Below are 12,878 nucleotides of genomic sequence, written 5' to 3'. Positions count from 1 at the left end.
TGCTTCCGACTATCAGCCCCGGCGACGCAGTGCGTCGATTCGCTCTTCCAGCGGCGGGTGGCTCATGAACATGCGCGCAAAGCCTTGTTTGATGCCGCCGTTGATACCAAAGGCGGTCAGGCTGTCCGGCATGTGCACCGGCAGGCCTTGTTCGGAGCGCAGATGCTGCAAGGCTGCAATCATCGCCCCGGTACCGGCCAGGCGGGCACCGGCTTCGTCTGCGCGGAATTCGCGTTTGCGCGAGAACCACATGGTGATCGCACTGGCCAGGAAGCCCAGTACCACTTCAGCGAAGATGGTCGCCACGAAGTAGGCAATACCGCGGCCTTCTTCGTTTTTGAAGATCACCTTGTCGACGAAGTTACCGATGATCCGCGCGAAGAACATCACGAAGGTGTTCACCACGCCTTGTACCAGTGCCAGGGTGACCATGTCGCCGTTAGCCACGTGGCCAATCTCGTGGGCCAGTACCGCCTTGACTTCATCGTAAGAGAAGCGTTCCAGCATGCCCTGGCTTACGGCAACGAGCGCGTCGTTTTTGTTCCAGCCGGTGGCGAATGCGTTGGCTTCATAGGCTGGGAAGATCCCGACCTCAGGCATCTTGATTCCGGCCTCGCGGGACAGCTGCTCAACAGTTTGCAGCAACCATTGCTCATGTCGGGTGCGTGGCTGGGTGATGACCTGGGTGCTGGTGCTCATCTTCGCCATCCACTTGGAGATGAACAGCGAGAACAGCGAGCCGGCAAAACCAAAGACCGCACAGAAAACCAGCAGCTGATTGAGGTTCAGGTCAACCCCGTTGGCCGCCATGAACCCGTTGAAGCCGAAAAGGCTCAGGGTGATGCTGGCAATCAGCACGACCGCCAGGTTAGTGGCCAAGAACAGCAGGATGCGCATCATGGTTGTAGAGTTCTCCTCATGCTTAATATGTCGCGTACTGCGGGGTATATAAGGTGCGGCATGGGGTGATTCAACCGAGCGACTATTTCAAACTGTGTCCTACAGCCTGAATGTAGAGCCTTGAAAGGATTTTCCGACCAGGAAAACAGGTTGTGATCACCGCTCTCTTGCCTTGCCGTCCTGTAATTATAGGGGGCTGACCGGCCCGTGGTGTACTGCGATAGGTGCAGAGGGGAGGAAAGGCAAAGAAGTGTTGCCAGATACTCGCTGTACGACCGAATACCAGTCGTACAGCGCAACATCCGTTATTGGCGATAGGACTTGAGGAAGTTACCGATGCGACCAATGGCCATGTCCAAGTCATCCACGCGCGGCAACGTTACTACGCGGAAGTGATCCGGCCACGGCCAGTTGAATGCTGTTCCCTGGACCACCAGCAGCTTTTCCGACAGCAGCAGGTCAAGCACGAACTTCTCATCGTTGAAGATCGGGCAGACTTTCGGGTCGATCCGCGGGAATGCATACAGCGCGCCCATAGGCTTTACGCAGCTGACGCCCGGGATCGCGTTGAGCAACTCCCACGTACGGTTGCGCTGTTCCAGCAGGCGGCCTTGGGGCAATACCAGGTCGTTGATGCTCTGGTAGCCGCCGAGGGCGGTCTGGATCGCGTGCTGGCTCGGCACGTTGGCGCACAGGCGCATATTAGCCAGCATGTCGATGCCTTCGATGTAGCTCTGGGCGTTGTGCTTGGGGCCGGAAATGGCGATCCAGCCGGAGCGAAAACCCGCCACGCGGTAGGATTTGGACAGGCCATTGAACGTCAGGCACAGCAGGTCCGGCGCCAGGGAGGCGGTGCACACATGCACGGCATCATCGTAGAGGATCTTGTCGTAGATCTCGTCGGAGAACACCACCAGGTTGTGCTGGCGCGCCAGCTCGAGCATGCCCAGCAGCACTTCCTTGGAGTACACCGCGCCGGTGGGGTTGTTCGGGTTGATGATTACCAGGGCCTTGGTGTTTGGGGTGATCTTGGCCTTGATGTCGGCCAGGTCCGGGAACCAGTCGGCGCCTTCGTCGCACAGATAGTGAACCGGGTGGCCACCCGCCAGGGTCACGGCGGCAGTCCACAGCGGGTAGTCGGGCGCCGGTACCAATACTTCGTCGCCATTGTTGAGCAAAGCCTGCATGGACATCACGATCAGCTCGGACACGCCATTGCCCAGGTAGATGTCTTCGATGCCGACACCTTCCACTTGCTTCTGCTGGTAGTACTGCATCACCGCTTTACGCGCGCTGAACAGACCTTTGGAGTCGCTGTAGCCTTGGGCGGTCGGCAGGTTGCGGATTACGTCCTGGAGGATTTCGTCCGGAGCTTCGAAACCAAAGGGTGCCGGGTTGCCAATGTTCAGCTTGAGGATGCGATGGCCTTCCTCTTCCAGGCGTTTGGCGTGCTTGAGCACTGGGCCGCGAATGTCGTAGCAGACGTTGGCGAGCTTGTTCGATTTGCTGACCTGCATGGCGATGTGATCCTGAAAATGAACGATCCAGACGGTGTAGAGACAACCGTACTGCTAATCCTGCGAGGCCTGCACCCATAAATACGTTTGAATGCCGGTAGCGCGGGTGCCAGACTGGCGTTTTGAAGAGGCGCAATCATACGTGCCACCTGATCTACGGAAAAGACACAGATCAGGGTTTTTCAGTTGCCGAGGTGTACCGATGGAAAAGCTGCAGAAAACCATTGATGAATGGAAAGCGATGCTCGACCCAGAGCAATACAACGTGTGTCGACTCAAAGGCACCGAGCGCCCGTTTTCCGGCAAGTACAACGCCACCACCACTGACGGCGTGTACCACTGCATCTGCTGCAACGAGCCGTTGTTCGACTCCAGGACTAAGTTCGACGCCGGCTGCGGCTGGCCGAGCTTCTATGAGCCGATTGCCGACAGCGCGATGATCGAAATCCGTGACGTCAGCCACGGCATGATCCGCACCGAGGTTACCTGTGCCAAATGTGACGCACACCTGGGGCATGTGTTCCCGGACGGTCCTGCGCCGACCGGCCTGCGTTATTGCATCAACTCGGTGTGCCTGGACTTAGTGCCGCGCTAAGCCTCGAAGCGTCCCCGCAGAATGCGCGGGGACGATCTATAACGGGGTATCAGTTCGGTCAATTCAATTGCGTACAATTGAATTGCAAGCTATGTTTTTACCCATCTTCTTCATTCGAGGCACTGCCATGAGCGACAAACTGCTGAGCATCCCGTGTACCACCATCAAGGGTGAGCAAAAGACTTTGGCCGATTTTTCCGGAAAGGCCATTTTGGTGGTCAACACCGCCAGCAAATGTGGCTTTACCCCTCAGTACAAGGGTCTTGAGCAACTCTGGCAGCAATACAAGGACCAAGGCCTGGTGGTGCTGGGCTTTCCCTGCAACCAATTCGGTAAACAAGAACCGGGTAACGAAGGCGCTATTTCCGAGTTCTGCGAACTGAATTTCGGTGTCAGCTTCCCGTTGTTCAAGAAGATCGATGTCAACGGCAGCGATGCTCACCCTCTGTTCGTGCAGCTTAAGAAACAGGCTCCGGGTTTGCTGGGCTCCAAAGGTATCAAGTGGAACTTTACTAAGTTCCTGATTGGTCGCGAGGGTCAGGTGGTCAAGCGCTTTGCTCCGACGACCAAGCCTCAGGACCTGACCCAAGAGATCGAAGCCCTGCTCAAATGACCGACGTACCCCATGTGTCCCTGGCCCTCGACGACCAGTTGTGTTTCAAGCTCTACGCCGCCTCACGGGCTGTAACCCGTGCCTACAAGCCGATGCTCGATCAGTTGGGTCTGACCTATCCGCAATATGTGGTGATGCTGGTGTTGTGGGAATGGCAGGACACAATGCCATTGCAGCCGACGGTCAAGGCCCTGGGTGAGCGCCTGATGCTGGACTCGGGCACCCTGACGCCGTTGCTCAAGCGCCTTGAGCAACTCGCGCTGGTGAAGCGTCAACGAAGCACGCGCGATGAGCGTGAAGTGCACTTGAGTCTAAGCGAGGCTGGCGTGCAATTACGAGAACAGGCCCATGGTCTGAAGACCCGTTTGCTGTGTGACAGCGGCGTTGATCTGAACCAGGCCGACACGTTACGCGACGGTCTGGACCAGTTGCTGGCTCAGATCAGAGTTTTGTCGTCCTAGGTACCCAGAGGTCCAGCAAGGCATTGAGTTCTTCCCGGCGAAACGGCTTGGCCAGGTAATCATCCATTCCCGCCGCGCGGCACCGTTCGCGCTCCTCCGAGAGGGCGTTGGCGGTCAAGGCAACGATGGGCAGGTCTGGCCAGCGCCCGCTGCGGCGAATCTGCCGGCTGGCCTCGTAGCCGTCCATCACCGGCATATTGCAGTCCATCAACACCATGTCGACGTGCTGTTCTTCCAGGCGTTTGAGCGCTTCGCCGCCATGGGCGGCCACGATCACTTCACACCCGAGTTTGCTGAGCATGCCCTTGGCCACCAGTTGATTGACCGGGTTGTCCTCCACTAGCAGGATGCGCGCCCGGTGCAGCAGGGGCACGGCTTCCATCTGTATGGGGTCGAGGATCAGTTGCGTGTCGCTGCGCAAATTGCGTTGCAATATCTGATACAGCGCGTTGCGGCTCAAGGGGCGTGCCTGTTGTTGCAACGGTCCCAGGGCCGCCACTTCTTCACTGGGCATGAAGTTGCCATAGGCGGTGACCAGCAAGATTGGGGCACTGATCGTAGGGCGCAGGCGGAACAGGCACTCCGGGCAATCAGTGATCAGCAGGTCGGGGGTTTGCCCGCTTAAATCGTCATCGAGTGAATAGCAGCGTGGTGTAAGCCCCCAATGCGGCAGTAGGGTGGTCAGCAATTCCGTCAGTCCGTTGTCGGCACTGGTGATGGCAATCACGTCACCCACCAAGGGAGCGTGTCGGGCTGTCGGTAAATGCGCAGGCAGCGGCAGGTCGGCGCAGAACTGGCTGCCAAAGCCCACTTCCGAACTGATGCTTAGGCGACCCTTCATCGCTTCACATAGGTTATGTGTCAGCGCCAGGCCCAGTCCCGTGCCGCCAAATTGGCGGGTGATGCCGGCGCCCGCCTGGGTGAAAGGCTGAAAGATTTTAACCTGAGCTTCCTGGGCAATGCCGATACCGGTATCGCACACTTCAATTTTTACCCGGCCCTCATTGGCGCTCAGGCGCACGTCGACTCGGCCGAAGCGGGTGAACTTCAAGGCATTGGAGAGCAGGTTGCTGACGATTTGCCGCACACGCGTCGGGTCGCCGATCACCTGGGCGGGAAACAGTGGGTCGATCAGGCAGGTCAGTTCGACGCTCGGCGCGGCGTTTTGTGACAGCAGGTTGGCGGTGTCTTCTACCAGTGAGCCCAGATCAAACGGGATCATTTCCAGCTCAAGTTGACCGGCGTCGAACTTGGACAGGTCGAGGATATCGTTGAGCAACTCTACCAGCACCTTGCCGGAGTCATGGGCGATGGACAGTTGCTGACGTTGATCGGTATTCAGCGGGCTGTCCAGCGACAGTGCAATCATGCCCAGCAGGCCATTGAGCGGCGTGCGAATTTCGTGGCTCATATTGGCCAGGAACGCCGCCCGCGCCTGGGCCATGCCCAATGCAGTCATCTTCGCCGCCTCCAGTTCGTCGTTGGATTGGCTCAAGCGTTGGTTGCTGGCCTTAAGCTCAAGTGTGCGCGCGGAGACGATATCTTCCAGTTGGCCCAGGTATTCGGTGAGGCGGTCCTCGGCGTGGCGACGCTGCTGGATCTCGGCCTCCATGTTTTCGAATTGCCTGTTGGCGACGCTCACCAGTACACCTATTTCATCGTGTTCGTGCCCCGGCGGGCAGTCCAGATGGGCCTGCTTACTGGTGCTGAGTGCGCGAATAATGCGCACCAGCGGTTGGGTCAGCATTACGTAGAACAGGCCCAGCAAGATCCCGGTCAGCAACAGGCTACGAGCGAACCCGTTGAGCAGGGTGATCTCGGCGCGGTGCAGGAAGCGGCTGCCAAAGGCATAAGTGTCTACGTCCAGGCGCAGCACACCGAGGGCGTCATTGGGCATGTGGCTCAAAAACAGCCGATCTTCAAACTGACGGTTAGCCCCAAACAGAAAGTCGCTGATGGGCCGGTAAGTACTTTCTTTACGTGGGCGATTAACGTCGGCCAAGATCACGCCGTTGTTGTCGATCAGTTGTGCGCGCGTAATCGCCGGGGAGTGCAGCAGGCCCAGGGTCAGCTCCTGAGCGAGTTCGGCATCGATGTTGTAGGCAATACGTGAGGCGGGATTATGGCTAATTTCGATCAGCGAGCTTATTTCACGGTTGATGGAGGCATCTTCGCTGGCATAATCAATGCCGATTTGGATCAGACTGAGCAAGGTTCCCAAGACGAAACCGACCAGCACAGTCAATCGGGCTTGTTTATAAGACAAGCGGTGGGCGAACTTGATATCCATCGGATGTTGAGCCACTTCACGTTTCCCTTCGCCCGGCAAGCATAGCTGAACATCCACAGGCTCCAGCTTGCCCGGCATAAATCGTTTTTTTACGCAGCCTCGTGCGGTCTGCCGCAGGGTTGCCAATACGCCATCTTTTGCAAGAACTTGCCAGAGGAATAATCGTGGATTCTCGATTGAATGCCTTTCTTGAGCGGGCTGATGCAGTGCTCGCCCGCTTGGAACCCTTGTTGCCCGCGCCGCGCCAAGCCATCGACTGGAGTCAGTGCCTGGCCGCTCGTTGGCAGCGCGAAGGCCGTAGTGGTTTTTTGCTCCCGCTGGAAGTGAGCCTGGATATGCGCCTGTCCGACCTGATCGGTGTGGACAAGCAACGTGAAACACTTGCCCGTAACACCCAACAATTTCTCGATGGCCTGCCCGCCAACCATGCGTTGCTCTGGGGCTCGCGTGGCACCGGCAAGTCGTCCATGGTGCGCGCCTTGCTCGCCCAGCACGCCAAGGCCGGCTTGCGCCTGATTGAGATCGAGCGCGACCACTTGGCTGACCTGCCACGTGTGGTCGAGCAGCTGCTTAAGCTGCCACAGCGTTTCATCCTGTTCTGCGATGACTTGTCGTTCGAAGCCGGCGAGGGCGACTACCGTGTGCTCAAGAGTGTGCTGGACGGCTCCTTGGAGCAGGCGCCGGAAAACGTGCTGTTGTATGCCACCTCCAACCGTCGCCACCTGGTGCCGGAAAACCAGAGCGACAACGACAATTGGAAGCGCGTGGATGGTGAACTGCACCCCAGCGAGGCGGTGGAAGACAAGATCGCCTTATCCGACCGTTTTGGCTTGTGGTTGTCGTTCTACCCGTTCACCCAGGAACATTTCCTGGATGTGGTGGAGCACTGGATCGGCGAGCTGGCGAACAAGGCTGGCTTGCAGTGGCAGCGCGATGAAGAACTCGACATCCTTGCCGTACGCTGGGCCACCGGGCGTGGCAACCGCAACGGCCGTTGTGCGTATCAGTTTGCCCGTTACTGGGTGGGCCTCAAGTTGCTGGAGCGTCAACCATGATCGATTTGCAGCAGGCCGGCACCGGTCTGGATGGCTATGCCATGTTGTGTGCGCAGTTGGAGTCGCTACTGGCCGATGAGCGCGATTTCATCGCCAACAGCGCGCAGTTCTCTGCCTTCCTGTTTAACCAGTTGGACGACCTGAACTGGGCGGGTTTCTACCTCAACCGCAATGAAGAGTTGGTACTTGGCCCGTTCCAGGGCCAGATCGCCTGCGTACGCATTCCATTCGGTCGTGGAGTGTGCGGGGCTGCGGCGGCATCGCGACAAACCCAGCGGGTGGAAGATGTTCACGCGTTCCCCGGGCACATCGCTTGTGACAGCGCTTCTAACAGCGAGCTGGTGGTGCCGTTGGTCAAGGACGGCAGACTGATTGGCGTTCTTGACCTCGATAGCCCGTCGCTGGCCCGCTTTACCCAGCAGGACCAGGTGGGTATCGAGCAGCTGGCGGCGATTTTCCTGCGCTTGACCGACTGCTGATCGGTCGTGGCAGGGGCGAGTTGACTCATTCGTTCCTGCCTATTGCGGGGAGTGCAGGCCATTAAGGCGCATTTGTAGCATCCTCTCTAATTCAAGCATGCATTTTTCCAAGGTCTTGATGCTGGTTTCGATCGTTGGCCGATCATCTCCCCGGGCACACGCCTGCTCCAGCGCCTCGCATTGGCCAGCCAACTCGCCGGCCTGCACGATGCGTGCGGCGCCCTTGATCTTGTGGGCCTGGTCAATAATGTCCTGATGTGAAGCCTGCCGAGACAATAAGGTGACCAGTTCCTGGCGGTCATGACTGCTGCTACTCAACAACTCCTCAAGCAGGCGGCGGCTCAACTGTGGATCGCCTCCCGTCAGGGCATCCAGGCTACTGAGGTCCAGCTGTATGCCGGAAGACTGCGGCTTGATCTGCGACAATTGCCGCTCCAGCGCTGTGAGACTGATGGGTTTGAACAGGCAGTCGTCCATGCCTGCTTCAGCGCAGCGTAATTTCTCTTCTGGCTGGGCATTGGCCGTAAAGCCCAGCACGACACAAGGCGGGAGTTGTTCTCGCTGCTCGTACTCACGGATCGAACGACTCAACTCATAGCCGTTCATGATGGGCATGTTGCAGTCGGCTATGACCAGGTCGAAACGTTCCTGACGCCAGGCCTGGAACCCCGCTGCACCGTGCTGGGCGGCGGTGAACTGATGTCCCAGGTAGCCCAATTGCTGGCACATCAGCAAGCGGTTCGCCGGGTGGTCATCCACCACCAGTACGTTGAGTACCGGGGCGGGTGCGGGGGGCGCCGGCTTGAGCTCGTCCACGGCTTGCACCGGCTGCAGACGGGTCATTTTCAAGTTGATGTGCACTTGGGTGCCGACCATGGGCACGCTGCTCAGACTCAGTTGCCCGCCCATCATCGCGCACAGGCTGCGGCAGATAACCAGTCCCAGGCCTGCGCCGCTCCTGGCCAGGTGCCCGGAGTTATCGGCCTGGGCAAAGGGTTCGAACAGGCGCAGTTGGTCGTCCCGACTGATACCGATGCCTGTGTCCTCCACCACCAGTTTCATTTCGACCTGCTGTGGTATGTCGGTGACTTGCACGTCTACCTTGATTTTCACCTGCCCGCGCTCGGTGAATTTGATGGCATTGCTCACTAAGTTGGACAGCACCTGCTTAAAGCGCAACGGATCGATCAGCACATCGGTATCGTCGAGCTCGGGCTTGAATTCCAGTAGTAGGCTGAGGGTTTTCTGGCGTGCCAGGCCGTCGAACACGCGCACCACCGACTCGATGACCTCTCGCAGGTTCACGCGTTCCGGCGCCAGGCTCAAGCGGCCGGACTCGATGCGTGCAATGTCCAGAATGTCGCCGATCAACTCCAGCAAATCCTTGGCCGAGTTGTAGGCCACTTCTATGGCCGGGCGATCAAGATGGCCCTGGTCAGCCCGCTTGAGGGTCAGTTCCAGCATGCCGATCACAGCGTTCATCGGCGTACGGATTTCATGGCTCATGGTGGCGAGGAAGGTGCTTTTGGCCCGGTTGGCTTCATCAGCGCGTTCCTTGGCGGCGCGCAACTCATCGAATAGCTGGCGCCGCTCACTGATATCAATCCAGCCACCGATGATGCCCTGGACTTCGCCAACGGAGTCACGGTACGGAAGGATCCAGTGGTAGATAGTCAGTTTTTTATCGTGAATATGCAGGGTGCGATCGAGAATCAGCGGGTTGCCTTCTGCCACTACCCGTTGGTAGTCGGCATGGTATTGCGCCGCTTCCGCTTCCAGGGCCATGTTCATCTGGATCGCACTTTTGCCGATCACGTCTTCACGCTTGACGTTGAACACTTGCAGGTAGCTGTCGTTGCAGGTCTGCAGCAAGCCCCTGCGATCTCGCACATAGATCGGGTGCGGGGTCTCGTTGACCAGCGCGCGCATGAACTCGAACTGATCGTTGAGGGCGCGCTCGGCCATTTTCCGGTGTTTGATCTGTCGGCGCATGTAGGCGTTCCAGGTCAGGGAAATCAGGAGTAGCAGCCCGGTGCCGATGATGATTTGCGCGATCAACTGGTGGTAGTTGCGCCAGTAGCTGTCGGAGGCGGAGGTGTAGCCTCGCCAGCGGCTATTGATGATGCCCAGTTCGTCCGGGGCAATGCTGAGCAACGCTTTGTCGAGGATCGAACTCAATTCGGTAGCCTTGCGCGAAGTCGCCAGGGCGAAGGTGGCCGGCAGGGTGCCGACGCTGGTGCTGATCTGCAGTTTGTCCTGGAACACTTGCGAAGACAGGAAGTAGTTAGCGATCACCAGCGAGTTCACCGCGCCTTCCACTTGCCCCTGGGCCAGTAACTCCGATGCCTTGAAGGTGTCGCTGGCTTCCACCAGTTGAATCTGTGGGAAATCCTGGTGCAGGATTTTTTTCAGTGGGTTGCCTTGGGTGATCGCCAAGCGTTTACCAGCCATCTGTTCCAGGTTCAAGGGCGCGCCGGGCTCCTTGCGTGTCAACAGCACGTAGGAGTTTTCAAGATAAGGGCGGCTGAAACTCAGTTGAGTTTCTCGTTCGGCGCTGGGAACGATGGCCCCGATGATGTCGGCTTTGCCGCTGCCGATCTGTTCGATCATGGCATTGACTTCACGGCCGCGCTGGATTTCGAAACGTAGCCCGGTGCGCAGGCGAATCAATTCCAACAAGTCTGCGGTGATACCGCGAAAGTTTCCATCGGCGTCGAAAAACGTCAGGGGCGCGAATGTCTCGTTGACGATCACCTTTACGACTGGATGGTCATTCAACCAGCGTTCTTCGCGCTGAGTCAGTTGCAGCTTCTGGTCGGTCAGCAAGATATCGCTTCCAGCGCTCCAACGTTTGGCAATGCTGTCCCGTTCGTTGATGGGGGCGGCTGCCAGCACTGCATCGACGATGCTCAAGAGAATGCGCTGGTCCTGACGCATGGCAAAGCTGAACCCATAAGCCTCATGTTTGCCGAAATTAGCCATACGGATGTTCTTCAGGTAGCCCTTGTTGATCATGTAGTGGGTGGAGATGGTATCCCCCAGGAATACATCGGCCTGGTCGAACGCGACCGCATTCAAGGCATTCTGATAAGACGGATAGGCTCGGATGATTGCCTTTGGGTACAACTTCGCCACTTCGTTCAGCGGCAGGTAATGGTAGACAAGGCTCACGCGTAGCCCGGCCAAGCCCTCACTGAGGCTGCGTGTTTCGCCTTCGCGGGTGACCAGTACCGGTTGATCCACGGCGTACGGTTCTGACAGCGTAAGGTTCGGGTTCGCCGCCTCAAAGCCGTTGGAGGAGCCCAGCAAGTCAATTTCGCCGGTTTCAAGGGCACGGATCGACGCCTCTCGAGTGGGGTAGCGCAACACTTTTATTGGCAAGGCCAGAGTCTTGGCCAACAGCCCTGCGTAATCGGCGGTGAGACCCTCGTAGTCATGACCACTGGAGGTCAGATCAAAGGGTGGGTAGTCGGGTGCCGCAGTACCTAGCACCAACTCGCGTTTGTTCTGCAGCCACTGGCGCTGAGCCTTATCCAGTTGAATGTCCAATTGAACGGGACTTGCGCGGCTCAATAAGGTGAAGTGTACCGGGCCAGCTTCAGAGGCTGCGGACACGGCAGTGCTGATGCACACACCGGCAATCAATATAATCAAATAGTCCTTTATACGCCTGGGCATCCGATTTCTCACACTAGCGCGTTTCGTTTTGCCATCTCGATAAGTTCTACCAAGGATGTGGCTTTGAGTTTTTGCATAAGCCTCTTTTTATAGGTGCTGACGGTTTTGTTACTTAGAAACATACCTTTGGCAATTTCCTTGTTGGTGCGGCCTTGTGCAAAAAGTTGCAGGACCATTAACTCTCGATCATTCACTGTCTTGAACAGTTCCAGTTCCTCGGAGTTACTCTCCAGTCCGCTGGTATTCAACGCCTGGCTGGGGAAGTAGTTGTAGCCGGATAATACGGCGCGGATCGCACTTAGTAGTTCACTCAGATCACCCTCTTTACACACATAGCCATCTGCGCCCGAGCGCATGCAGCGGGTGGCGAACAGCGTTGGGCACTGGGCGGTCAGGATGAGTGTTTTCATCGGGGTGTTCATTGCATTGAATCGGCAAAGCACTTCCAGGCCGTCCAGTTTCGGAATGCTGATATCTAAAATGATCAAATCTGGGAGGCATTCACGAACCATTTGTATCGCGTCACAACCGTTGTCTGTTTCGCCGACGACTTTATAACCTTCGTGTTCCAACAACATTCGAATTGCCAGCCTGATAACGGGGTGGTCATCAATGATAAAAACTGTGTTCATAATCACATTCCATGCAAGTGCAAATAAAGCGGGCACATTAGCTCAGAAGTTGGGGGGGAGTATGAACCTTGGGGGGAGTAGGTATAAAACAGGAGAAATCCTACGGCAAAAAAGGTAACTGCCTACCACTTGTTAAGGCTTTGTGAGGTCGGTTGTAAGTAAATTTTGAATCAGCGCAGTCAGTGGCAGTGCCAAGGGGGGATGTGGCTTTCAGGCGATTTTTCGTAGGTGGGTGGTGTTTAAAGTCCTACATTCATCATCGGAATATTGGAGCGATGAGCTTTGCAAGTTCGTCTTTGTTCAATGGTTTCGACAAATAGCCAAGCAGTGGCAGGCCGCGTTGCAAGGCTTGGGTTGTCAGGTTGAACAGTTCTGTCGGGGGGAGTCCGCTCAGTAGAATGGCGCTGGTTATAAACTGTCGGCGACTGGCAATTTCCACCAGATCCAGCCCTGGTAAATCAGGCAGGCATTGGTCGCACAGCATGAGGTCGAAGGGCTCCTCGGACTGTGACATCGAGCGGATGGCCTGTTCGGCATTTTCTGCGAGTGTCAGTTGATCGAAGCCGAAGCTTTTGAGCAGGCATTGAGTGGCCAGGAGTTGAAAAGGATGATCCTCCACCAATAGGATTCGAAGAGGGTGTCTGAGCATAGAGGGCAC

Annotated in this window: 11 protein-coding genes; 5 read left to right on the top strand and 6 right to left on the bottom strand. The window is 57.2% G+C overall.

All coding sequences use genetic code 11. From position 1 onward, the window contains the following. Positions 1 to 12: 12 nt before the first annotated feature. Together htpX and BFL40_RS32210 are read right to left on the bottom strand one after the other, a co-directional pair. Positions 13 to 900, bottom strand: a complete 888-nt coding sequence (gene htpX, locus BFL40_RS32215) for a protease HtpX (RefSeq protein WP_064451549.1) — start codon at positions 898 to 900, stop codon at positions 13 to 15. Positions 901 to 1,205: 305 nt separating this feature from the next. Next, positions 1,206 to 2,417 (bottom strand): pyridoxal phosphate-dependent aminotransferase, encoded by a 1,212-nt coding sequence (locus BFL40_RS32210; RefSeq protein WP_017734399.1) that lies wholly within the window; start codon positions 2,415 to 2,417, stop codon positions 1,206 to 1,208. Between the two features lie 202 nt (positions 2,418 to 2,619). On the opposite strand from BFL40_RS32210, the gene msrB reads away from it, so the two are divergent. The 3 genes from msrB (at position 2,620) to BFL40_RS32195 (ending at position 4,086) form a co-directional block, all read left to right on the top strand. Next, the gene (gene msrB, locus BFL40_RS32205; RefSeq protein WP_071487731.1) at positions 2,620 to 3,012 is read left to right on the top strand and encodes a peptide-methionine (R)-S-oxide reductase MsrB; all 393 of its coding nucleotides are present in this window, start codon (positions 2,620 to 2,622) and stop codon (positions 3,010 to 3,012) included. 127 nt (positions 3,013 to 3,139) lie between these two features. Beyond that, positions 3,140 to 3,625 carry a glutathione peroxidase gene (locus BFL40_RS32200; protein WP_071487810.1) on the top strand — a complete coding sequence of 162 codons (486 nt, stop codon included), beginning with the start codon at positions 3,140 to 3,142 and terminating at the stop codon, positions 3,623 to 3,625. Continuing rightward, the gene (locus tag BFL40_RS32195) at positions 3,622 to 4,086 is read left to right on the top strand and encodes a MarR family winged helix-turn-helix transcriptional regulator (RefSeq protein ID WP_071487730.1); all 465 of its coding nucleotides are present in this window, start codon (positions 3,622 to 3,624) and stop codon (positions 4,084 to 4,086) included. Before BFL40_RS32200 ends, BFL40_RS32195 begins: the two co-directional genes overlap by 4 nt. On the opposite strand, the gene BFL40_RS32190 is transcribed toward BFL40_RS32195, so the two are convergent. Then, positions 4,067 to 6,376: a hybrid sensor histidine kinase/response regulator gene (locus BFL40_RS32190; protein ID WP_071487811.1), complete on the bottom strand. Its 2,310-nt coding sequence runs from the start codon at positions 6,374 to 6,376 to the stop codon at positions 4,067 to 4,069. The genes BFL40_RS32195 and BFL40_RS32190 overlap by 20 nt on opposite strands. Positions 6,377 to 6,540: 164 nt before the next feature. On the opposite strand from BFL40_RS32190, the gene BFL40_RS32185 reads away from it, so the two are divergent. Then, a complete protein-coding gene (locus BFL40_RS32185; RefSeq protein WP_071487729.1) occupies positions 6,541 to 7,431 on the top strand; it encodes an ATP-binding protein in 891 nt (296 codons plus the stop codon). Continuing rightward, a complete protein-coding gene (gene msrC / locus BFL40_RS32180; protein ID WP_071487728.1) occupies positions 7,428 to 7,910 on the top strand; it encodes a free L-methionine (R)-S-oxide reductase MsrC in 483 nt (160 codons plus the stop codon). The genes BFL40_RS32185 and msrC overlap by 4 nt, the downstream gene beginning before the upstream one ends. A 39-nt stretch (positions 7,911 to 7,949) precedes the next feature. On the opposite strand, the gene BFL40_RS32175 is transcribed toward msrC, so the two are convergent. The 3 genes from BFL40_RS32175 to BFL40_RS32165 form a co-directional block, all read right to left on the bottom strand. Then, positions 7,950 to 11,588, bottom strand: a complete 3,639-nt coding sequence (locus tag BFL40_RS32175; protein WP_071487727.1) for a transporter substrate-binding domain-containing protein — start codon at positions 11,586 to 11,588, stop codon at positions 7,950 to 7,952. A gap of 8 nt (positions 11,589 to 11,596) precedes the next feature. Continuing rightward, positions 11,597 to 12,220 (bottom strand): response regulator transcription factor, encoded by a 624-nt coding sequence (locus tag BFL40_RS32170; protein ID WP_071487726.1) that lies wholly within the window; start codon positions 12,218 to 12,220, stop codon positions 11,597 to 11,599. Positions 12,221 to 12,476: 256 nt separating this feature from the next. Continuing rightward, positions 12,477 to 12,869, bottom strand: coding sequence for a response regulator (locus tag BFL40_RS32165; RefSeq protein ID WP_071487725.1), 393 nt, complete (start codon positions 12,867 to 12,869; stop codon positions 12,477 to 12,479). Between the last annotated feature and the right edge of the window lie 9 nt (positions 12,870 to 12,878).

The sequence above is a fragment of the Pseudomonas costantinii genome, from assembly GCF_001870435.1.
GTDB lineage: Bacteria > Pseudomonadota > Gammaproteobacteria > Pseudomonadales > Pseudomonadaceae > Aquipseudomonas > Aquipseudomonas costantinii.
The sequence above is the reverse complement of the archived record's forward strand: the minus strand, read 5'-3'. Positions and strand labels throughout refer to the sequence as shown.